Consider the following 22,087-nt stretch of genomic DNA (forward strand, 5'->3'; position numbering starts at 1 on the left):
CCCGGCCTGCGGTCAGGCGGCAGCCTGGCCCGGCAGCAGACCGTGCACGACATCAACGATGTCCTGCACGGTGCGCACGGCCTTGAAGGCTTCCGGCTGCAGGTTGCGGCCGAGCAGCGGCTTGAGCTGCACGATCAGGTCGACGGCATCGATGCTGTCGATGTCCAGGTCGTCATACAGGCGCGATTCCGGGCTGATCCGGGCAGGTTCGATCTCGAAGCTGTCGGTCAGGATGCGGACGATGCGCTCGAACAGTTCATTCTTGGTCATGGCAGTTCCTGGCGCCTTACGACTGGCGGGCGGCGACGAACTCGCCGAGCGCGCGCACGCTGGAGAAATGGCGACGGGTTTCTTCCGAGTCGGCCGAGAGGCTGACACCGTACTTCTTCTGCAGGGCAAGGCCCAGCTCCAGGGCGTCGATCGAATCGAGGCCAAGGCCTTCCACGAACAGCGGCGCGGTCGGATCGATGTCCTCCGGCGTGATGTCCTCCAGTGAAAGCGAGGAAATGATCAATTCCTTGATCTCGTGCTCAAGTGCTTGCACGGGTCGGGTCTCCAGACAGGTCGAAATAACGAGTGAGGTGGTCGGTGACGCGACGGGCCGCCAAGGCATCCCCCCTTGACGCGTCATCTTCGGCCAGGAAGGGTGCGATGGCGATATCTTCGCCGATCTGCAGCCGAACGTGAAAACGACGTGAGGGCACACGATACCACTTCTGGCCCTTCGTCAACGTGGCGGGCGTGCAGCTGATACGCACCGGCGTGATGTCCAGCCGCCCGCGCACGGCGATGTTGGCCGCGCCCCGCTGCAGGCGCGGCGGCTGCCCCGGCACGGTGCGGGTTCCTTCCGGGAAAATGACCAGGGTGCCGCCGGCATGCACGGCGGCCACGCAGTCATCGACCAGGCCGGCGCCATCGTCATTGGCGATGTAGCCGGCGGCGCGGACCGGGCCGCGCATGAACGGGTTGCAGGCCACTGCGCGCTTGACCACGCAGTCAGCGTTGGGCAGCAGCGCGATCAGGCACACCACGTCGATCAGGGTCGGGTGGTTGGCCAGCACCAGCAGGCCATCGCGCTGCAGGCGCTCGCGGCCCTCCACCTGCAGCGTCATCAGGCCCAGCCGGCACATCAGCCACACGTGGCTGGCAAACGCCCCCTGCACCAGCCGCCGCGCCCGCCGCTGGCGCGCGACCGGGTCGCGCATCAACAGCAGCAGCGGCATCACGAACACGCCCAGCAGCAGCCCGCCCACGCCGAACGCGGCGAAGCTCAGGCCGGTGCCAACAACCCGCCAGGCGTGGTCGAGACGGCGCAGGGCTTCAGCCATGGCGGCTCCAGCGCCAGCGCTGGCCCTGGGTCACATGGTCGAGGGTGGGTGCAGCCGAGAGCAGGAACCGGTGCAGGTCCAGCGCGTGCGGCAGCAGGCCGGGCGCGCTATCGGCCGCATCGGCGGCCGGTTCCCAGGCCAGGCGCAGGCCGGTGCCGGCCGTGCCGGACGGCGCCAGGCGCCAGCACCAGGCAAAGAACGGGTCGGGTTCGTCGGCGAATTCGGCGTAAACGTCGGGCAACGACGATTCATAGACCACCACCCGCACCTCCCGCGCACCATCGGCCAGCAGGCCGGCGGCTTCCAGGCAGGCGGTTTCCACGGTGGACTGGCCGGCGGCCAGCGCAAGATAGTTGCCCCGGTGGCCACGGGCGATGGAATACAGGGCGGCGATCGCGTTGTGCACCGACAGGCCGAAGCCGGTGGGCGACAGCGGCTCGGCGGCGGCCAGCGAGCCCAGCAGGTCCATCGAACGGGCCACGTCACCGTGGCGGCTGGCAAACACCAGCGGCACTTCACTGTCGGCGCCCTGCGCGTCTTCGCACCAGCACGCGGCCTGGATGGCCATGCGGCCCAGGCGCTCGATGCGGCGGCGCTGCATGGCCGGCACTTCCGCCAACGACGGCGTGCCCTCGCCCTGCGGCAGGAACGGCGCGTCGGCCCAGCCCATCCATTGGCTACGTTCTGTCAGTCCAGGCGCCCAGGCGGCCCAGTCGACAACGGAAAATTCGATCATTACCGGTGATGTTTGGATGGGCGGAAGACAGGCACGGGCCAACAGCATGGCGACGCGCGGCGGCCCCCCATTCCTGCAGCCGTGCGTCCGTCCAGGACGTCGCCGGCAGCCCCCCTGGCGGCCGGAAAGGTGCGAACGCTAGCACGTCCCGCGCAGGGAATACATGTTTCACAAACCGAAACGGGGAGCAGTCACCGGCCGCTCCCCGTTCACATCCTTCAGTGGTAACCGGCGTCGGCGCGTACCTTGCCGCGGAACACCCGGTAGGACCAGGCCGTGTAGCCCAGGATGACCGGCAGCAGCACCACCAGCCCGACCAGGGTGAAGCCCAGCGAGGAGGCCGGTGCGGCGGCCTGCCACAGCGTCATCGACGGCGGCAGCAGGTAGGGCCACATGCCCAGCACCAGGCCGGCGAAACCGAGCACGAACAGGGCCAGGCTGAGCAGGAACGGCGGCAGGTCGCGGCGCGGGTGGGTGGCGCTGCGCCACAGCGCGGCAGCCACCGCCAGGGTCAGCAACGGCACCGGCGACAGCCACCAGAAATTGCCATCACTGAACCAGCGATCCATCAACCGCGAATCGAGGAACGGCAGCCAGCTGCTGACCAGGCCCATCGCCGCGATCACCGCCACCACCAGTGGCCGGGTCATCTGCCGCGCCAGTGCCTGTACGCGGCCCTCGGTCTTCAGGATGAGCCAGGTGCTGCCCAGCAGCGCGTAGCCGGCCACCAGCGCGGCACCGGTCAGCATCGCGAACGGGCTGAACCAGGTGAACGCGCCGCCCTGGTAGACCCCGTCCACCAGCGGAATGCCCTGCACCAGGGTGCCCAGGATCACGCCCTGGGCGAAGGTCGCCAGCAGCGAACCCAGGCCGAAGGCCACGCTCCACAGCCGCCGCGAACGGTGCGCCTTGAAGCGGAACTCGAAGGCCACGCCACGGAACACCAGCGCCACCACCAGCAGCAGCACCGGCAGGTACAGCGCCGACAGCAGCGCCGCGTAGGCCTTGGGGAATGCCGCCAGCAGGCCGGCACCGCCCAGCACCAGCCAGGTCTCGTTGCCGTCCCAGATCGGCGCGGCGGTGTTCATCATCAGGTCCAGCTGTTCCTCGTCCTCGGCGAACGGGGCGAGGATGCCGATGCCGAGCACGAAGCCGTCCAGCACCACGTACATCAGCACGCCGAAACCGATCACCGCGAACCATGCCACCGGCAGCCAGGTCATCAGGTCCATGTCAGCGCTCCTCCAGCGGTTCGTCGGCGGCCGACAGCGGGCGCGCCGGCGTGTGGCTGCCGTGGTCCAGCGAGGGGCCGTCCACATACGGCTGCGGGCCGTGCCGCAGGATCTTCACCAGGTACCAGATGCCCCAGCCGAACACGAAGGCGTAGCCGACCACGTACACCGCCAGCGACAGCGCGGTCATCCACGCACTCTGCGGGCCCACCGCATCGGCGGTGCGCAGCACGCCGTAGACCACCCACGGCTGGCGCCCCATCTCGGTGACGAACCAGCCGGACACCAGCGCGATGAACCCGCTGGGCAGCATCCAGTTCCAGCCACGCAGCAGCCACGGCGAATCGAGCAGCTTCTTCCGCCACAGCTGGAACGCCGAGACCCAGGCCAGCAGCAGCATCAGCGTGCCCAGCCCGACCATGATGCGGAAGGCGAAGAACACCGGCGTCACCGGCGGCCGTTCGCTGGCCGGCACCGAGGTCAGCGGATCGAACGTACCGTCCAGCGAATGGGTCAGGATCACGCTGCCCAGCTTCGGAATGGCCACTTCGAAATCGTTGCGCTGCTCCTTCTCGTTGGGCAGCGCGAACACCACCAGCGGCACGCCCTCGCCTGCCTTGCTTTCATGCCAGTGCGCTTCCATCGCGGCGATCTTCATCGGCTGGTGCTTGAGCGTGTTCAGGCCATGCATGTCGCCGACGAAGATCTGCACCGGCACGGTCAGCGCGGCAAACGCCACCGCCGCGACCAACATGCGGCGGCCCGCTTCGACGTGCGTGCCCTTGCGCAGGTACCACGCGCCCACGCCACCGATCACGAAACAGGTGGTGATGAACGAGCCCAGCGCCATGTGCGCCAGGCGGTATGGGAAGGACGGGTTGAACACCACCTGCCACCAGTCCACCGGGTGCACGATGCCGTTGATCATTTCGTAGCCGGCCGGCGTATGCAGCCAGCTGTTGGACGACAGGATCCAGAACGTGGAGAACAGCGTGCCCAGCGCCACCATGCAGGTGGACAGGAAATGCAGGCGCGGCGATACGCGGCCCCAGCCGAACATCATCACGCCGAGGAAGCTGGCTTCCAGGAAGAACGCGGTCAGCACTTCATAAGTCAGCAGCGGGCCGATGACCGTACCGGCCACCTCGCTCAGCCGCGGCCAGTTGGTACCGAACTGGAAGGCCATGACGATGCCGCTGACCACGCCCATGCCGAAGGACACGGCGAAGATCTTCTGCCAGAAGAAATACAGGTCGCGCCAGACGGGCAACTTCGTGCGCAGCCAGCGCCATTCGATGAAGGCCAGCCAGCTGGCCGTACCGATGGTGAAGGCGGGGAACAGCACGTGGAAACTGATGACGAATCCGAACTGGATCCGCGACAACAACAACGCGTCCAAGGGACGCCTCCTGCCGGGTACGGGTGGGATACCGGACCACTTTAGGAGGATTTGGTTAAGCCGGGATGCGACCGGGTGACGCGCTGCTTCACTATGTCGCAGGGGCGGTGAAGCGCCGCCGGGCATGGCCCGGCGCTACCTGGATCTCCACCGGTAGCGCCGGGCCATGCCCGGCGAGAGATGTCAGTGCCAGAAATACCAGGCCGCAGCAGCCAGCAGCGCGCCGAACAACAGCACCTGCACCGCCACGTACAGCACACCGCTGTCGCGCGTTTCCGCCTGCAGCCGCTGCTGCAGCACCTCGTTCACATCAGGCACGGCGTGCCGTTGTTCCTGCTCGCGCAGCGCCTGCGACAGCGCGCGCGCATCGGCATCGCGGGGGTCGTTGGCTTCGCTCACAGCAGTTCTCCGGCGGTGGCGCGTCGCGTCAACTCCTGCTTCAGGGTCTGCCGCGCGCGGTACAGGTGGCTCTTGATGGTACCGCGCGCCATCCCGGTCACCTGTTCAATCTCGGCCAGGTCGAAATCCTCCAGGTAATGCAGGCCCACGATCAGCCGCTGCGGCGGGGTCAGCCGCTCCAGCGCCGCGCCCAGCTGGCGGCCGGCCTGCAGCGCCTCGCTCAGCTCCGCCGGGCCGGGGCCCTCGTCGCCGATCCCCAGCTCCTCGGGCACCTCCACCGCCACCATCCACTGCATCTCCAGCCGGCGGCGGCGCAGGTGCTGCAGCGTCGTCGTATAGGCCACCCGCGAAACCCAGGTCCGCAGCGAGGATTCGAAACGGAACCGGTGCAGCTGGCGGAACACCGCCAGGAAGGTTTCCTGCAGCAGGTCAGCCACCTGGTCGCGATCGCCGACCATGCGCCCGATCACGTGTGCACAGGTACGTTGATGGGCCTGCACCAGCTGCGCGAACGCTGCCTGCGAGCCATCGATGATGGCGACCACCAGCGCGCGGTCGTCTTCCCACGCAGCCGGTTCCTCGGCGGCGGCGTCGCGACGCCGCCCGCGCAGTGCAGCCAAAGCGCCGCCCAGCAGGCTCATGCGTTGGCCGCTCGCCGTGCCCGTGGCATGCGCCGGTCAGCCCTTGCGCACGGCGGGGCGGGTGATGAACCACGCCAGCAGCTGGCCCACGCCCGCACTGCCGGCCAGCGCAGCGGCGGCGCCGAAGGTCAGCTCGCGCGCACCCATGGCTTCCAGCAGGGCCAGGGCCACGGCCAGGCTGACCAGGCTGATGCCCCAGCGCAGCGCGCCCTGGCGGCGGCGCTCCTCCTCCAGCACCGCCAGCGAGCGGATCACTTCCTCGGGCACGTGCGGGGCCACCAGCTTGCTGCGCGCCCGCGCATCGGCAATGGCATGGATCGCGTAGGCGATGCAGAGGAAAAGGGTGATCGGGATGAGTTCCTGCATGGTTGTGCTCCTGTCCGGTGAATGATGCGGGTTCAGGAGATTGGATGCGCAGGCCCGGCAACCGGTTGCAGTGGATGTTTCAGGTTTCGTCGTCGTCGGCTTCGGTCTCGACCGGTGCATCCGGAAAATAGGTTTCCAGATGGAAGCCCAGCCGCAGGTCGGCCATCAGCCGCACCAGTGCAGGATCCAGTTCAAAACCCGCCCACGCACGCTTGCCAAAAACGGCGATACGCAGGCCAACGTCGGCGCCCTCCTGGTTCAATGCCTGGATCACCTCCACCCGCGCCTGCAGGATTTCGACCACCTGCGGCCAGGCGTCCATCAGCCAGCCATCCTTGCCAGCGGCCAGTTCAAAGCTCACCCGGGTGAAGCCATGTACCCGGATCAAGCGGCCATCACCGCCACGCAGGTCGGTGCCTGCATCACGGAAGAACCTCCGTTCCAGCCCCAGCCGGGCGGAGATGTCGGCGCTGGAGACCGCAGGGTGCTGCACCCCCAGGGAAATGCGGTAGTCGTAGGGGTACATGGTCGGCTCCTTCCGGCTCGGTCGCCCATCATGCGCCACGCAAGGCCCCGCCGGGCCTTTGCCCAAGCGGTCTGCATGACCTGTGGCCCCCTCCCCCGGCCCGGGCGGCTGCTACCCTTGCCCGGTTTCCTCATCTGGTGCTGTCCGCCCATGTCCCGAGTGCTGCCCCTGTCCCTCCTGCTGTCGGCCGTGCTGGCCGCACCGGCCGCGCATGCCGCGCCGACGCCGATCACCATCGAACAGGCCATGGCCGACCCGGACTGGATCGGTCCGCCGGTCGAGAAGGCCTGGTGGTCCTGGAACAGCCAGCAGGTGGAATACCAGCTCAAGCGCAACGGCAGCCCGGTGCGCGACACCTTCCGCCAGCCACTGGCCGGTGGCGCCGCCGCACAGGTGGCCGATGACCAGCGCGGCACCCTGGACGTGGCCGAGCCGGTCTACGACCGCAGCCGCAGCCGCAGCGCCTTCGTCCGCAACGGCGATGTGTTCGTGCGCGACCTGCGCAGCGGCGCGCTGACCCAGCTGACCCGCAGCAACGAACGCGCGGCCGGGGTCAACTTCGCTGCCGACAACGGCGTGATCTGGCGCGTGGGCCAGGAATGGTTCCACTGGACCGCCGCCGCCGGCGTGCAGCAGGTGGCCAGCCTGAAGGCCGAGAAAGACCCGGCCAGCAAGCCCAAGGACGACCTGCTGCGCGACCAGCAGCTGCGTACCCTGGAAACCCTGCGCCGCGACCGCGACCAGCGTGAAGCGCTGAAGGACCAGGACCAGCGCTGGCGCCAGGCCGACCCGACCCGTGCCGCAGCGCCGGTCTACCTGGGCGCCGACGTGGAGATCGCCGACAGCCTGCTGTCGCCGGACCTGGGCCACCTGATCGTGGTGACCAAGCCGAAGGATTTCGATGACGGCCGCACCAGCAAGATGCCGCTGTACGTGACCGAATCGGGTTACGAGGAAACCGAGGACACCCGCACCCGCGTCGGCCGCAACGGCTTCGAGCCGCACACCCTGTGGTACGTCGATGTGCGCACCGGCAAGGCCGAGAAGCTCTCGCTGTCGGGCCTGCCGGGCATCGGCACCGACCCGCTGGCCGAGCTGCGCCGCAAGGCCGGCAAAGACGCGCTGAAGGGCGACCGCAGCGTGCAGGTGATGAGCGACTTCATGGGCGGCGGCATGCGCTGGAGCGCCGATGGCCAGCAGGCCGCGGTGATGCTGCGCGCCAACGACAACAAGGACCGCTGGATCGTCAGCATCGGCAACGATGGCCGCGTGCAGAACCGCCACCGCCTGACCGACAACGCCTGGATCAACTGGGGCTTCAACGATTTCGGCTGGATGGCCGATGGCCGCACCCTGTGGCTGCTGTCCGAGGAATCGGGCTTCTCGCACCTGTACACCCAGGCCGGCACGGCCAAGCCGCAGGCGCTGACCAGCGGCAAGTGGGAAACCTCCGCGCCGGTGCTGTCGGCCGACGGCAAGGGCTTCTACTTCCTGTGCAACCAGCAGGCGCCGCACGACTATGAAGTCTGCGCAGTCGACAGCAGCAACCGCCAGGTGCGCGAGCTGACCAGCCTCAACGGCGTGGAAGATTTCTCGCTGTCGCCCGATGGCCAGCAGCTGCTGGTGCGCTACTCGGCCGCCTACCTGCCGACCCAGCTGGCCGTGGTGCCGAGCGCCGGCGGCCAGGCGCGCGTGCTGACCGACACCCGCACCGCCGAGTACAAGGCCCGCGAGTGGGTCCAGCCGAAGCTGGTGGCGGTGCCGTCCAAGCACGGTGCCGGCGTGGTCTGGGCCAAGTACTACGAACCCGAGCACAAGGAACCGGGCAAGAAGTACCCGATCGTGATGTTCGTGCACGGTGCCGGCTACCTGCAGAACGTGCACCAGCGCTACCCGGCCTATTTCCGCGAGCAGATGTTCCACAACCTGCTGGTGGAAAAGGGCTACATCGTGCTGGACATGGATTACCGCGGCAGCGAGGGCTACGGCCGCGACTGGCGCACGGCGATCTACCGCAACATGGGCCACCCGGAACTGGAAGACTACAAGGACGGCCTGGACTGGCTGGTCGACACCCAGCAGGGTGACCGCGACCACGCCGGCATCTACGGCGGTTCCTACGGCGGCTTCATGACCTTCATGGCGCTGTTCCGTTCGCCGGGCACGTTCAAGGCCGGCGCCGCGCTGCGCCCGGTGCTGGACTGGCAGAACTACAACCACGCCTACACCAGCAACATCCTCAACACCCCGGACATCGACCCGGAGGCGTACCGCACGTCCTCGCCCATCGAGTACGCGCAGAACCTGCAGGACAACCTGCTGATCGCCCACGGCATGATGGATGACAACGTGTTCTTCCAGGACTCGGTTCATCTGACCCAGCGCCTGATCGAGCTGCACAAGGACAACTGGTCGATCGCCCCGTACCCGCTGGAGCGCCACGGCTACATCCGTGCCGACTCCTGGCTGGACCAGTACAAGCGCATCCTCAAGCTGTTCGAGCAGAACCTGAAGTGAGCCGGCTGGCATGAGCCGCGACGCGGCCACGATCCACATCGTGGCCGCGGTCATCGTGGATGACTGCGGTCGCGCGCTGGTGGTGCGCAAGCACGGCGCCGACCGTTTCATCCAGCCCGGCGGCAAGCCCGAAGCGGGTGAAGCGCCGCTGCAGGCATTGGCCCGCGAGCTGGACGAAGAACTCGGCGTGCAGCTGCGCGCCGGGACCGCCATCGCACTGGGCACGTTCGAGGACTGGGCGGTGAACGAGCCCGGCCACCGCGTACAGGCCCAGGCCTGGTGGGTGCAGGTGCTGGGCACCCCAGCCGCACGCGCGGAAATCGCCGAACTGGCCTGGGTTCCGCTGCGGCCGCCGCACGGCCTGCGCTTGGCACCCCTGAGCGAACACCATATCCTGCCGGCGGTCGCCGCCCTGGCGACGCCCCACTGAAGACGCGGGCCCTGCCTGCAAGGACAACGGATGTCAGTGCCCATTCCCCCCATCCCCACCGCGCCGACCACTGCCCGCACCCACTGGTTGAAGCCGTTGGCGCAGGGTTCGTTCTGGCTGTGCCTGGTACTGACCGTCTACTGCCTGCTGCAGGCACTGGTGGCGATTCCCCTGGCCGCACTGCCGCTGTGGCAGCACCTGGCCAGCCTGGCCTGGGAACACGGCCTGGACCGCACCCTGTGGTGGATGCTGGTCCACCCGGTGTCCACATCGCTGCTGGCCGCCCTGGTCTGCCTGGCGTCCACGCTGGCCAGCTGGGGGCTGTGGCACGAGCGGCGCTGGGGACTGTGGGCCTATGTCTGGGCGCTGCTGTTGAGCGCGCTGGCCAACTTCGTCATCACCTGGTGGTGCGACCGCGTCCTGCGCCAGGTGTTCGCGCTGATCGCCGACGACCCGTCGATGGCCCGTGAACTGGACATGCAGCGCCTGATGTTCACCGTGACCCTGCTGGGAAGTTCCGTGCTGTTTGCCGGCCTGCAGGGCTGGCTGGCCTGGCGCCTGCTGCGGCCGGACATGCGCGCACGCTTCCGCTGAAGCGCTGGCTGCTGGCGTTTTTGACGCGAACGACCTGCCCGGCACAGGCATCGTGACCGCAGGACAGGCGTTCCAGCAGGTTTGATTGCGGATCGGTGGGGGCTGGCTATCGTGGCCCGCGTCTTTCTGCCCTGGCCTCGAAATGTCTGCATTCGCCCCGCGCACCCTGCTTCCGCGCTGCATCGCGTTGCTGTCCCTGCTGCTCTGTGCCCAACAGGCCGCTGCATCCGGTCTGCCGCGCTGTGGCGTATTCGAGGTCGAAGGCGGCGGCATCCAGCTTCGCGTGGATGGGCCGGACCGCGGGGTAGAGAAGAGCGAGCACATCCCAGATCGGCCCTTCGTTGTCCAAGGGAGCGAGGGCAAGCTCAACCGCGTCAACCTCACCTTCGGATTTTCATCTGGACTGAACGTCCAGCGTGGAGGTCGCGTCCTGCAGGAGGGCAACGCGCGCTACCGCCTGATCCAGCCAGCGGCGTGCCTGCCCCCTCTCGAGCACACGCCAGGCAGCTGCCTGGCAGACGCGCAGCACTGCCTTGACTGGCGCCATCGTGAGCTGAGCCTGTCGGCGCTGGAATCGGCCTGCGCCGAAGGGGTTCCGTGGCTGTGCCAGCTCTTGCCCGAGCGCTATCGCGAGACTGACCAGGCCCCAGGCAGCGATACGCTGTCCCAAGGACAGATCGCGGTGATACAGGCCACCATGGAGAAGGCCATGGCCGAGATGGATTTCCCCCGGCAGTGTCGCGACGATGATCCTGCGGCCGACGCCGAGGCCTGCATGGCCATCCTGGAAGCGCGGCCGGAGCTGGTCGAGGCAGTCGACACCGCCATACGCAGGGCCACGGTGGCGGCCAGCATGGTTGGAGTGTTCTCGCCTGCCGCCAAGCCCGCGCTGTTGGACGCGCGGCTGCAGCGCCTGCAGGGGCTGTGCACGCAGGTCGGTGAAAGTGACTTCTGCAAGGAGGTCGCCACGCTGCAGTGGACCGCCGGCAATCTGCAGGACGGCCGGGCGGCGTTGCAGGTGGCCTGCGACGGCGGCGACGAGACGTCCTGCCGGCAGGCGGCTGCACTGCTGCCGCTGGATGGGGAGCTGGTGCCGCAGGCCGCCAGCGCCGTGCCATGCGGCCACTATGCGGCCTCCGGCGGGCTGCTGGACGAACTGACGTTCGGCGACGGCGGAATGGTGGAGGTCGGTTACGGCTCGCGGGTGCGTGCACGCGTGCAGGACGGCCAGATCCGCATGCGCCACGAGCTGGGGGGTGACTATGTGCTGCAGCCCTTGGCCAACGGCGATCTGCTGGGGCTGGACGATTCGATGCGTTTCGAGCGCTTCCAGCGGCAGCCGGGCGATGCGCAGTGCAGTGCGCCGCGGGAGTTCAATGAAGTACCGTTCCCGCAGGACTGCCCGCGCGCGCCCATCGACGGCGAAGCCGAAGCCTGCTGCACGGCCGGGAGAATGCAGGGCTGCCACGTGCTGGGTAGTCGCGCCGCGCTGGGCGGGAAGTGGGTCGAGGCGAGCGAGCACTACCAGAAGGTCTGCCGGGCCGGCATCCGCGAAGGCTGTGAGAACCTGGTCGGCCTGATGGAGAACAGCAGCAGGGTGGACGTCCGCCCCATGCTTGAGGCCGTCTGCGAGGCCGATGGCAATGGCCGCCACGTAGCGTGCGATGTGCTGGCGACCCGCAACTGGGGCCTGTTGGATCTCGGCTAGGCCCTGGAGCGTGCTGTCCAAGAGCAGTCGGCGGACGAGGATCGCACCAGACCGGCACCGCGCACCCCCAACCACAAGCAGTGAGGGGCTTGCCTGCCCGGGCGCTGCGGTAAAGTACGCGCCATGAACGACTTCGAGCGCGTACGCGCCTACCTCACCGACCTGCAGGACCGCATCTGTGCGGCCATCGAGGCCGCCGACGGCCAGGCCCGCTTCCAGGAAGACCTGTGGCAGCGGGCCGAGGGCGGCGGTGGGCGCACCCGCGTGCTGCGCGACGGTGCGGTGTTCGAACAGGCCGGCATCGGCTTTTCCGATGTGTCCGGCAGCCGCCTGCCGCCGTCGGCCTCGGCCAACCGGCCGGAACTGGCCGGCGCCTCCTGGCGCGCCACCGGCGTGTCGCTGGTGTTCCACCCGCTCAACCCCTACGTGCCGACCACCCACGCCAACGTGCGCTTTTTCCAGGCCCAGCGCGATGGTGAGGTGGTGGCCAGCTGGTTCGGCGGTGGCTTCGACCTGACCCCGTTCTATCCCTTCGATGAGGACGTGCAGCACTGGCACCAGGTGGCCCACGACCTGTGCGCGCCGTATGGCGAGGAGCGCTACGCCGCGCACAAGCGCTGGTGCGACGAGTACTTCTTCCTGCGCCATCGTAACGAAACGCGTGGCGTGGGCGGCCTGTTCTTCGATGATCTGCACGGCGATTTCGAGCGTGACTTCGCCTACCTGCGCGCGGTCGGTGACGGCTTCCTCGATGCCTACCTGCCGATCGTGCAGCAGCGCAAGGACACCGCGCATGGCGAGCGCGAGCGCGAATTCCAGCTGTACCGTCGTGGCCGCTACGTGGAGTTCAACCTGGTCTACGACCGCGGCACGCTGTTCGGCCTGCAGAGTGGCGGCCGCAGCGAGAGCATCCTGATGAGCCTGCCGCCGCGGGTACGCTGGGAATATGGCTTCAGTCCGGAAGCCGGCAGCGCCGAAGCGCGCCTGGCCGATTACCTGGTGCCGCGCGACTGGATCTGATCTCCTGGCGCCACGCCTGAGCCGTGGCATCGTTCCCTCGCCTGCGCCGTGCCCTGCACCGGACAGGCCCTGCACTTTCGTTCAAGGACGACCCCATGCCTGCTGCTGTTCTCCCCCGCCCCCGCACTGCGGGCTGGCGCTCCCTGCTGGTGTTCGCGCTGGCCTCGGCCAGCATGCCGGCGGCCGCGCAGTCGATGGCCTGTGGTACCTACAAGGACAGCAGTGGCAACACCACACTGACCATCGAGAGCGAGAGCCACGGCTCCCTGTCGGGCCCCTACCAGGCCACCGAACACCTGCGCATGGTCCGCCAGGAAGACGTGCTCGGCACCGGCAACCTGTCCACCGGCCGCCTGGAAAACTGGTACTTCTCCGATGGTGACCGCACGGTCAGCACGCCCTATCGCGAGTTCACCCGTGAAAGCGCCGCCGCGTGCGGAACCATGCCTCAGCCGATCGAGGGCGGTTGCGTGATGAACACCTCCGAGTGCCTGGAGGCCTTGCCGGAAGCCGAACCGCTGCAGCTGCATGCCTGGTGCGCCGAAGGCGTGGGCGCAGCCTGCATGCAGCTGCTGGAGACCTACCGGCAGCAGGCCAAGGATGCGGCACCGGAAGTGGACGAGCCGCCGATGCCGGAGATCTGCAGGGAAGCGTCGCCGTCGTTCGATGCCGAGGGCTGCATGGCGGCGGCCGGGAAAGCTGCCTCGGAAATGATGGGCAAGGCATTGCTCGGCCTGCAGCATTCGGTGGATGCACCGCTGCCATCGGCACAGCTTGACGAGCTGCACGCGCTGTGCCGCGCGCAGCAGGGCGAAACGTTCTGCGCCGATGCCGCCGAAACCCTGTGGAGCAATGGCCGCCTGCAGCAGGCCCGCGATGCACTGCAGCGCTCCTGTGCCCAGCGCGCGGACGCCCCGGCCTGCGCGCCAGCCAAGGACCTTGCCGTTCTCGCCAACGCTGCCGCCTCAGCGCTCACGCCGGTGCCGGCTTCCGCGCTGCCCTGTGGCAGCTTTGAGGCCGAGCGCAGCGTGCTGTCGCAGATTCGTTTCCTCGAAGGCGGCGTGGTCCAGGCCGGCGACCGCGAACAACGCCTGCATGCGAGCCTGCGCGACGGCCGCATCCTCATCCATCGCGAACTCGGCAGCGACTTCGTTCTGCAACTGCTGCAGAACGGCAACCTGGTCGGTATTGATGGCGGCAACCGTTTTGCCTATTACCAGCGCAGACCGGCCGCAGGCGGCGATCGCTGCACGCCATGATCCAAGCGTGCCGCGCCACGCGGTGCAGCCGGCTGGGCGCTACGAAGACTTCGGCCGTGGAATGATGGTGATGTGGCCGGTGGTTTCCAGCAGCGCCAGTTCGACATCCTCCACGCGCAGGCAGCCCTGCTGGCGCAGTGCGGCTTCGAAATCGGCCGTGCTGACCAGCTCGCGCCGCAGTACGGCCTCCAGCAGGCGCCCGTCGCGCGCGATCACCACCGGCTCGCCTTCGATCAGCCGTTCCATGCGCCGGTTGCGCGTGGTCAGCCAGCCCACGCCATAGTTCAGCAGGATCAGCGTGGCCGCCAGCAGCAGGCCGCCGCCCAGCGACGTGTCGGTGCCCAGCAGCGCGTTCTGCACGGCATTGCCCAGCAGCACGATCAGCAGCACATCGAACGGGGTGATCTGCCCCAGCGCGCGCTTGCCGCTGAGCCGGACCATGCCCAGCACGACGGCATAGACCACCACCGCGCGCAGGACGAATTCCCACCACGGCATCGCCAGTGCGAACAGATCGGGCATTGCGGCTTCCCCTGCGGAGCGATGGCCCAGCCTATCATCCGGGGTCAGATCCCTTTGCCCGACGGGCAAAGGGATCTGACCCCATCCGAGATTCAGGCGGCGCAAATAAAAAGCCCCGCTGACCAGGGGGAGGTCAACGGGGCCGGGGAACGGGCGCTTGGGGAGGAGCCCCCGTTCCGAGATCTGCTCCAGGGGATGGGAGAGATCCACGACAGGCGTTGCGCCTGTCGAGAGTTATAGAAACACCCCGAACACTAACGGTTCGTGAAGGGGCCCAATTTATTGTAGGCCGCTACCCAAAACATTCATCTTCGAGTCAGATAAATCGTACAAATGAACCATTCATGGCGTTTTTAGCCTGAATGCGAATCAGTGCGCCTCGTCCCAGTTAACCCCAACACCGGTATCGACGACCAGCGGCACCCGCAATTGCGCCGCTTGCGACATGCGCTCGATCACGTTTTTACGCAGTTCCTCGGTGAAACCGGCCTCGCTTTCGAATACCAGTTCATCGTGCACCTGCAGGATCATCCGCGCCGGGGCGCCACTGTCGTGCAGCCACTGGTCCACCGACACCATCGCCCGCTTGATGATGTCCGCGGCGGTGCCCTGCATCGGCGCGTTGATCGCCGCGCGTTCGGCGCCGGCACGCAGGCCCTGGTTGCGGGCATGAATGTCATTCAGGTACAGGCGGCGGCCGAACAGGGTTTCCACATACCCCTGGTCACGCGCCTGCTGGCGCATCCGCTCCATGAAGTCGCGTACGCCCGGATACCGGCTGAAGTACAGCGCCACATAATCCTGCGCCTGGCCACGGTCGATGCCCAGGTTGCGGGCCAGGCCAAAGGCGCTCATGCCGTACATCAGGCCGAAGTTGATGGCCTTGGCGGCGCGGCGCTCGTTGGGTGTCACCTCTTCCAGCGTGCGCCCGAACACCTCGGCGGCGGTGGCACGGTGGACGTCGGCGCCCTGCTCGAAGGCACGCACCAGGCCCGGGTCCCCGGACAGGTGGGCCATGATCCGCAGCTCGATCTGCGAATAGTCGGCCGCCAGCAGCTGGAAGCCCTCCGGCGCGACGAAGGCACGGCGGATGCGGCGGCCATCCTCGGTGCGGATCGGGATGTTCTGCAGGTTCGGGTCCGACGAGGACAGGCGGCCGGTGGCGGCGCCGGACTGGTGGTAGCTGGTGTGCACCCGGCCGGTGTCCGGGTTGACCATCTCCGGCAGCTTGTCGGTGTAGGTGCTGCGCAGCTTGGCCAGGCCGCGGTATTCCAGGATCACCCGCGGCAGCTCGTGCTGGTCGGCAATCGCCTCCAGCGCTTCTTCATTGGTGCTGGGCTGGCCCTTCGGGGTCTTCACCACCGCCGGCAGCTTCAGCTCGTCAAACAGCACTGCCTGCAGCTGCTTGGGCGAATCCAGGTTGAAGCTGCGCCCGGCCAGCTCGGTGGCCTTCTGCTGCGCGGCCAGCATGCGCGAGGACAGGTCATGGCTCTGCCGGCGCAGCTCATCGGTGTCGATGCGCACGCCGTTGGCTTCGATGCTGGCCAGCACCGGCACCAGCGGCATCTCGATGTCGCGGTACACGCTGTCCAGCGCCGGTTCGGCCAGCAGCTGCGGCTGCAGCGCATGGTGCAGGCGCAGGGTGATGTCGGCGTCCTCGGCCGCATAGCGGCTGGCTTCGTCGATGCCCACCTGCGAGAACGGGATCTGCTTGGCGCCCTTGCCGGCCACGTCCTCGAACTTGATGGTGTTGTAGCCCAGGTAGCGCAGGGCCAGCGAATCCATGTCGTGGCGGGTGGCCGTGGAATTGAGCACGAAGCTCTCGAGCATGGTGTCGTCGTGGTAGCCCTGCACGTCCACGCCGTGGCGGCGCAGCACGTGCAGGTCGTACTTGCCGTGCTGGCCCAGCTTCTGCTTCGCCGGGTCCTGCAGCACCGGGCGCAGTGCGTCCAGCACCTGCTGCAGCGGCAGCTGGGCGGGGGCCCCCGGGTAATCGTGGCCAACCGGGATATAGGCGGCCTTGCCCGGCTCCACTGCCAGGCTGATGCCGACCAGGCGCGCGCGCATGGCGTCCAGCGCATCGGTTTCGGTGTCGAAGCTGATCAGCGTGGCCTGCTGCACGCGCTCCACCCAGGCCTGCAGCTGTTCGGCCGTCAGTACCGTTTCGTACTCACCGGGCGCGGACAGCGCCGGGTCGATCCCGGCGGCCGGCAGCGCTTCAGCGCTGCCCCGGGCAAAGCCGGCGGCGGTGCCGCGCAGGCTCGGGGTGGCTTCACTGGCGGCGGCCGGTGCCGGCAGCGGGCCGCCCAGCTCCTTCAGCGCCTGGGTGAAGCCATAGCGGGCATACAGCTCGGTCAGCACCGGAACGTCCTGCTCGCGCAGGGCCAGAGTGGCCGGCGAAGCGTCCAGCTCGACGTCGGTGCGGATGGTCACCAGCTCGCGGTTCAGCGGCAGGCGCTCCAGCGCGGCGCGCAGGTTCTCGCCGATCTTGCCCTTCATGGTCGGCGCGGCAGCGATGACGCCGTCCAGGTGCTGGTACTCGGCCAGCCACTTGGCGGCGGTCTTCGGGCCGCACTTCTCCACGCCGGGCACGTTGTCCACGGTGTCGCCCATCAGCGCCAGCAGATCGATGATCTGGTCGGCGCGCACGCCGAACTTGTCCATCACCGCCGCGTCCGAATCCATGCGGCTGCCGGTCATGGTGTTGACCAGTTCGATGCCCGGCCGCACCAGCTGGGCAAAGTCCTTGTCACCGGTGGAAATGGTCACCTTCAGGTCCTGCGCCACGCCCTGCAGGGCCAGCGTGCCGATCACATCGTCGGCTTCCACGCCGGGGATGCGCAGGATGCTGATGCCCAGCGCTTCGACGATGCGGCACATCGGCTCGACCTGGCTGCGCAGTTCATCGGGCATGGGCGGGCGGTTGGCCTTGTACTGGTCGTACAGGTCGTCGCGGAAGGTCTTGCCCGGGGCATCGACCACGAAGGCGACGTAGGCCGGGCGCTCCTTCAGCGTCGAGCGCAGCATGTTGACCACGCCGAACAGCGCGCCGGTGGGCTCGCCCTGTGCATTGGACAGGGGCGGCAGCGCGTGGAACGCGCGGTACAGGTAACTGGACCCGTCGATCAGGACTAATCTGCTCATGCGACGATTCTACGCGCCCGCGCCTGCACCGCGGCGACACGGCCGCGACGCGTCGATGGGGCATAATCAAGGTCCGATCGATGCGAAGGCCCTGCCGATGAAGACCCTGATGCTGGCTTCCCTGCTGCTGCTTGCTGGCTGCGCCAGCATGGGCGGTGCAGGCGCTCCCCCGGTGGACGTGAAGGGCGCCGATGTGTCCAGCCGCACCATGGACAACGGCGATGTCATCGAGGAATACCGCGTGTCCGGCCAGCTGCGCATGGTCAAGGTCACCCCGTCGCGCGGCGCACCGTTCTACATGTACGACAAGAACGGCGATGGCCGCATGGACAACGACAAGGACGGCGTCTCGCCGGTGTACTGGAAGCTGTACAGCTGGTGATGCATCCGCGGCCGGCCCCGGCAGCGCAGCCGGCCGATTGATAGGTTCCCGACGCAACTGCCGGTTGATCCCATGACAGGCCCCGGAGGTGGGCCGGGATCACGCTGCCATGAACCTGCAACAGGCCACCCCTTCGGTGGTTGCATCACTTGCCGCCGACCTGCGCCGCAGCAGCGCACGCCAGCGCGTCACCTGCGGCGGCACGGCCGACCCGCGCCTGCTGCGCATCGTCGATTACATCGATGCCCACCTGGGCGACTGCGAGCTGGGCGAGCAGATGATCTGCGACGCGTTCGCGATGTCCCGCTCCACGGTCTACCGGCTGTTCCAGGCCCACGGCGGGGTGGCGCGCTACATCCGTGAATGCCGGGCCTGGCTGGCGCACCGCCACCTGGCCCGGGAGCCGGGCTGCCGCCTGACCTGGCTGCTCTATGAAGTCGGCTTCGCGTCCGAGCGCCAGTTCCAGCGCGCGTTCCTGGCGCAGTTCGGCATGTCGCCGGCCGACTGGCGGCAGGCCTGCCGGCAGCGCGCACGGGGCTCGCTGCTGTCCTGAGCGGACCCGCTGGGACGGCCTGGAGGAAGTTGGTGCCGGCACGCATCCTGCGTACCGGCACCAGGTCCCCTCCCCGGGAACGCGCGGATCAGTGGATGTTGATCAGCGGATGACCAGCACCGGCAGGGTGCTGCGTGCCAGCACTTCGGCCGTCTGGCTGCCCAGCAGCACGCGGGTCACCCCGCGGCGACCGTGCGAGGTCATCACGATCAGGTCGCTGTTGCGCTCGCCGGCCGTCTCGATGATGCCGTCGGCGGCGTAGCGGTCCAGCACATGGATGGGGTTGGCGCGGATGCCCTGCTCGGCGGCCTTGGCCAGCGCCGGCTGCAGCACCTTCTGCGCACCTTCCTCGCGGTCGGCCTTGTATTCGGGGCTGTTCATGTAGCCCACGCTCCAGCCCATGGCGTCGTACATGCCCACCGCCCACGGCTCGGAGACCGTCACGATATCGACCTCGGCGTTGAGATCCTTCGCCAGCTCCAGGCCCTTGGCCAGGCCCTTGTCGGACAGCTCGGAGCCGTCGGTGGCGATCAGGATGCGGGTGTACATGGTGGGCCTCCTTGGCGGGGTGCCAGTTGGGAACATCACCATTGCACACCGGATGTGCACGCCGCGCCTTGAGCAGGATCAATCCTGGCGCGGGATTGATGCCCGTGCCCATCGGCAGCGCCGGGCCATGCCCGGCGGTGTGTTCACGCCTCGACGGTGACCCGCCAGCCCCCTGCATGCGGCTGCCAGTCGAACTCCACCGGCAGGAATTTCTCGATCAGGCGTGCGTTGCTGGCCAGGTGGTCGCTGATGACGTGGGTGGTGAAGCTGCCGCCCCCGGCCAGGGCCATCGGCAACAGCAGCTGGTCGGACAGGTACTCGCCGACCCACGCGCCACCGCTGAGGTAAGTGCGTACCTGGCCAGCCAGGCGCGCGCCCACCTGCTCGGCCGACACGCCGCGCTCGCCATGCCCATCGAACACTTCCACGTGGTCGCCGTGGCGCACGCGCACCATCGCCACGTTGCCGGGGCCCAGTGCCGGCCGCACCGACTGCACGTGGCGCGGGTGCGGGTCGACGCCGAGCTCATCGGCCAGCACCTGCAGTTCGCGCAGGCCGATGCTGCTGGACAGGCCGGACATCACCACCTGGGCCTGCATCGAATCCAGTGCCGGGCGCTGCTCCATGCACGGCACCTGCAACGTGTCGCACGGCTGCACCTGCAGCTCGATCACGCCGCCGCCGGCCGGGTGGAAGCCGTGCTGCAGCAGCTGCAGCGAGGCCTGCACGCCCATCCGCGCCAGTGACGGCAGGTAGCTGTCGGCGATGAAATCAGCGCTGGGCGCCAGCGGATTGTGGGTGCCGCCTTCCAGGCGCAGCCGCGACGGCCCCTGCGCGCGCCACAGCGCCGGCAGCACGGTCTGCAGCACCAGGGTGGCCGAGCCGGCACTGCCGGTGGCGAAGTGGTAGTCGCCCGCGCTCACCACGCCCGGCTCGAAGCGCAGCGAGGTCGCGCCCAGCGTGGCACCGTGCGTGCAGGCGTTGCCGACCCGCGCCGCGGCATTCACCGCGGTCAGGTGCTGGCGCATCAGCCCGGGCTTGCGGCGGATCGCGCGGATGTTCTGCAGGGTGAAGCCGATGCCGGTGCACAGGCTCAGGGTCAGCGCCGAACGCAGCAGCTGTCCGCCGCCATGCCCGCCATCAAGTTCGATCATGTCCATCTGTTCTGTTCCTCCATGCCTGCGGTTTCGTCTGCAGGTCGTCCTGCCGCGCGCGGCGCACTGTACGCCGCGCGCGGCCCGCTTCATCCCTTCACGCACACCACCTGGCGCAGCGTGTGCACGATCTCGACCAGATCGCGCTGGGCCTCCATCACCGCCTCGATCGGCTTGTAGGCCGCCGGCGATTCATCCACCACCTCCGCATCCTTGCGGCATTCCACGTGCGCGGTGGCCTTGGCGTGCTCATCCACGGTGATCAGCTTGCGCGCCTGGGTGCGGCTCATCACGCGCCCGGCACCGTGGCTGCAGCTGTGGAAGCTGTCCTCGTTGCCCAGCCCGCGCACGATGAAGCTCTTGGCGCCCATGCTGCCCGGGATGATGCCCAGCTCGCCCTTGCGCGCACTCACCGCGCCCTTGCGGGTCAGCATCACTTCCTTGCCGAAGTGCACTTCGCGGTTGACGTAGTTGTGGTGGCAGTTCACCGCCTCGGCCTGGGCCTCGAAGGGCTTGCTGATGACCGTACGCACGGCCGCCACCACGTTGCGCATCATCACCTCGCGGTTCATGCGTGCGAAGCGCTGTGCCCATTCCACCGCGAACACATAGTCACCGTAGTGCTGGCTGCCCTCGGGCAGGTACGCCAGGTCCTGGTCGGGCAGGTTGATCATCCAGCGGCGCATTTCCTGCTTGGCCAGTTCGATGAAGTAGGTGCCGATGGCATTGCCCACGCCACGCGAACCGGAGTGCAGCATGAACCACACGCGCTGGTCCTGGTCCAGGCACACTTCAACGAAGTGGTTGCCGGTGCCGAGGGTGCCCAGGTGCTTGAGGTTGTTGGTGTTCTTCAGGCGCGGGTGGCGCTCGCAGATCAGCGCGAAGTCATCGACCAGCTGCTTCCAGCCTTCGATGGCCAGCTCCGGCGGGGTGTCCCAGCTGCCCTTGTCACGGCCGCCACGGGTCACGCTGCGGCCATGCGGCACGGCCCGCTCGATCGCGCTGCGCACCGCCGACAGGTTGTCCGGCAGGTCGCTGGCATCCAGCGTGGTGCGCACGGCCATCATGCCGCAGCCGATGTCCACGCCCACCGCAGCCGGAATGATGGCGCCGACGGTCGGCACCACCGAGCCCACGGTTGCCCCCTTGCCCAGGTGCACGTCGGGCATCACCGCAATCCACTTGTGGATGAACGGCAGCCTGGCGATGTTCTGCAGCTGCTCGCGTGCCTGGTCTTCCAGCGGCACGCCGCGCGTCCACAGCTTGATGGGTGCAGCGCCCGGCTGCTGGATCACGTCATGGTTCAAGGTGGTCATGGTGATGTTTCCTTTCATCCAATACAAAAACAAAAAAGGTGCGGTGACAACGATGGCCGAACATTCCGCCTGCCACGTTGCCGTGGCAGGCGGCCGGGACTTGAACCCGACCCTGAAGGGCTACCGATGTAGTTCGGCCTGCATTCCCCGCGCAACGAAAGCGAAGGTGCCGGCAGCACGACGAGGGGTGGAGGAACATCCTGCTCTACCACTGAGCTACCGCTGTGTTGCCACAGCGGGCGGGGCTCGAACCCGCGACCCGGAGCTTAGAAGGCTGTAGTTCCTCCGGCATTCGCAGTGCCGGCGTTGAAA

The 22,087-nt window shown here is 68.0% G+C and carries 23 protein-coding genes; 8 read left to right on the top strand and 15 right to left on the bottom strand.

Translation table 11 applies throughout. The annotated features are described in order from the left end of the window. Positions 1-12: 12 nt before the first annotated feature. The 10 genes from C1926_RS11020 to C1926_RS11065 all read right to left on the bottom strand — a co-directional run bounded on the left by C1926_RS11020 (position 13) and on the right by C1926_RS11065 (position 6,627). On the bottom strand, positions 13-270 hold the full coding sequence (locus C1926_RS11020) for an acyl carrier protein (protein ID WP_025878014.1): 258 nt from the start codon (positions 268-270) through the stop codon (positions 13-15). A gap of 16 nt (positions 271-286) precedes the next feature. Further along, entirely contained in the window at positions 287-544 is a 258-nt protein-coding gene (locus C1926_RS11025; protein ID WP_005411610.1) for a phosphopantetheine-binding protein, read from the bottom strand. Next, positions 531-1,328 (bottom strand): lysophospholipid acyltransferase family protein, encoded by a 798-nt coding sequence (locus C1926_RS11030; RefSeq protein WP_108759216.1) that lies wholly within the window; start codon positions 1,326-1,328, stop codon positions 531-533. The genes C1926_RS11025 and C1926_RS11030 overlap by 14 nt, the downstream gene beginning before the upstream one ends. Further along, a complete protein-coding gene (locus C1926_RS11035; protein ID WP_108759217.1) occupies positions 1,321-2,064 on the bottom strand; it encodes a beta-ketoacyl synthase chain length factor in 744 nt (247 codons plus the stop codon). The genes C1926_RS11030 and C1926_RS11035 overlap by 8 nt, the downstream gene beginning before the upstream one ends. A 218-nt stretch (positions 2,065-2,282) precedes the next feature. Continuing rightward, positions 2,283-3,296, bottom strand: coding sequence for a cytochrome d ubiquinol oxidase subunit II (cydB, locus tag C1926_RS11040; protein ID WP_108759218.1), 1,014 nt, complete (start codon positions 3,294-3,296; stop codon positions 2,283-2,285). Between the two features lies 1 nt (position 3,297). Then, complete coding sequence (locus C1926_RS11045; protein ID WP_108747673.1) at positions 3,298-4,695, bottom strand: cytochrome ubiquinol oxidase subunit I; 1,398 nt, start codon at positions 4,693-4,695, stop codon at positions 3,298-3,300. A 183-nt stretch (positions 4,696-4,878) separates the two neighbouring features. After that, positions 4,879-5,094, bottom strand: a complete 216-nt coding sequence (locus C1926_RS11050; protein ID WP_108759219.1) for a hypothetical protein — start codon at positions 5,092-5,094, stop codon at positions 4,879-4,881. Beyond that, positions 5,091-5,735 carry a sigma-70 family RNA polymerase sigma factor gene (locus C1926_RS11055; protein WP_108759220.1) on the bottom strand — a complete coding sequence of 215 codons (645 nt, stop codon included), beginning with the start codon at positions 5,733-5,735 and terminating at the stop codon, positions 5,091-5,093. Before C1926_RS11055 ends, C1926_RS11050 begins: the two co-directional genes overlap by 4 nt. A 36-nt stretch (positions 5,736-5,771) precedes the next feature. Then, positions 5,772-6,101, bottom strand: coding sequence for a hypothetical protein (locus C1926_RS11060; RefSeq protein ID WP_079224246.1), 330 nt, complete (start codon positions 6,099-6,101; stop codon positions 5,772-5,774). Positions 6,102-6,180: 79 nt separating this feature from the next. Then, a complete protein-coding gene (locus C1926_RS11065; RefSeq protein ID WP_108759221.1) occupies positions 6,181-6,627 on the bottom strand; it encodes a hypothetical protein in 447 nt (148 codons plus the stop codon). Positions 6,628-6,777: 150 nt separating this feature from the next. Between C1926_RS11065 and C1926_RS11070 the strand changes: the two genes are divergently transcribed. The 6 genes from C1926_RS11070 (at position 6,778) to C1926_RS11095 (ending at position 14,155) form a co-directional block, all read left to right on the top strand. Beyond that, on the top strand, positions 6,778-9,144 hold the full coding sequence (locus C1926_RS11070; RefSeq protein ID WP_108759222.1) for a S9 family peptidase: 2,367 nt from the start codon (positions 6,778-6,780) through the stop codon (positions 9,142-9,144). Positions 9,145-9,154: 10 nt separating this feature from the next. Further along, the gene (locus tag C1926_RS11075; protein ID WP_108759223.1) at positions 9,155-9,574 is read left to right on the top strand and encodes an NUDIX domain-containing protein; all 420 of its coding nucleotides are present in this window, start codon (positions 9,155-9,157) and stop codon (positions 9,572-9,574) included. Between the two features lie 30 nt (positions 9,575-9,604). Further along, the gene (locus C1926_RS11080; RefSeq protein ID WP_108759224.1) at positions 9,605-10,168 is read left to right on the top strand and encodes a hypothetical protein; all 564 of its coding nucleotides are present in this window, start codon (positions 9,605-9,607) and stop codon (positions 10,166-10,168) included. Between the two features lie 142 nt (positions 10,169-10,310). Beyond that, positions 10,311-11,876: a hypothetical protein gene (locus C1926_RS11085; protein ID WP_108759225.1), complete on the top strand. Its 1,566-nt coding sequence runs from the start codon at positions 10,311-10,313 to the stop codon at positions 11,874-11,876. 123 nt (positions 11,877-11,999) lie between these two features. Beyond that, complete coding sequence (hemF, locus tag C1926_RS11090; protein ID WP_108759226.1) at positions 12,000-12,896, top strand: oxygen-dependent coproporphyrinogen oxidase; 897 nt, start codon at positions 12,000-12,002, stop codon at positions 12,894-12,896. Positions 12,897-12,991: 95 nt separating this feature from the next. Beyond that, positions 12,992-14,155 carry a hypothetical protein gene (locus C1926_RS11095; protein WP_108759227.1) on the top strand — a complete coding sequence of 388 codons (1,164 nt, stop codon included), beginning with the start codon at positions 12,992-12,994 and terminating at the stop codon, positions 14,153-14,155. 39 nt (positions 14,156-14,194) lie between these two features. Here the strand turns inward: C1926_RS11095 and C1926_RS11100 are convergent, their stop codons facing one another. Together C1926_RS11100 and polA are read right to left on the bottom strand one after the other, a co-directional pair. After that, a complete protein-coding gene (locus tag C1926_RS11100) occupies positions 14,195-14,677 on the bottom strand; it encodes a YetF domain-containing protein (protein ID WP_108759228.1) in 483 nt (160 codons plus the stop codon). A 369-nt stretch (positions 14,678-15,046) separates the two neighbouring features. Beyond that, entirely contained in the window at positions 15,047-17,821 is a 2,775-nt protein-coding gene (gene polA, locus C1926_RS11110) for a DNA polymerase I (RefSeq protein WP_108759230.1), read from the bottom strand. Positions 17,822-17,918: 97 nt separating this feature from the next. Here polA and C1926_RS11115 point away from each other — a divergent pair, with 97 nt between their 5' ends. Then, entirely contained in the window at positions 17,919-18,203 is a 285-nt protein-coding gene (locus tag C1926_RS11115; protein WP_079224259.1) for a DUF2782 domain-containing protein, read from the top strand. A 109-nt stretch (positions 18,204-18,312) separates the two neighbouring features. Continuing rightward, a complete protein-coding gene (locus C1926_RS11120) occupies positions 18,313-18,756 on the top strand; it encodes an AraC family transcriptional regulator (RefSeq protein ID WP_079224260.1) in 444 nt (147 codons plus the stop codon). A 102-nt stretch (positions 18,757-18,858) separates the two neighbouring features. Here the strand turns inward: C1926_RS11120 and C1926_RS11125 are convergent, their stop codons facing one another. The 3 genes from C1926_RS11125 to C1926_RS11135 form a co-directional block, all read right to left on the bottom strand. After that, positions 18,859-19,305, bottom strand: coding sequence for a universal stress protein (locus C1926_RS11125; RefSeq protein ID WP_079224261.1), 447 nt, complete (start codon positions 19,303-19,305; stop codon positions 18,859-18,861). A gap of 143 nt (positions 19,306-19,448) precedes the next feature. Further along, the gene (rtcA, locus tag C1926_RS11130; protein WP_108759231.1) at positions 19,449-20,465 is read right to left on the bottom strand and encodes an RNA 3'-terminal phosphate cyclase; all 1,017 of its coding nucleotides are present in this window, start codon (positions 20,463-20,465) and stop codon (positions 19,449-19,451) included. Between the two features lie 83 nt (positions 20,466-20,548). Continuing rightward, entirely contained in the window at positions 20,549-21,775 is a 1,227-nt protein-coding gene (locus tag C1926_RS11135; RefSeq protein WP_079224263.1) for an RtcB family protein, read from the bottom strand. Between the last annotated feature and the right edge of the window lie 312 nt (positions 21,776-22,087).

Origin of the sequence: Stenotrophomonas sp. ZAC14A_NAIMI4_1 (genome assembly GCF_003086915.1) — a bacterium.
Lineage (GTDB): Bacteria > Pseudomonadota > Gammaproteobacteria > Xanthomonadales > Xanthomonadaceae > Stenotrophomonas.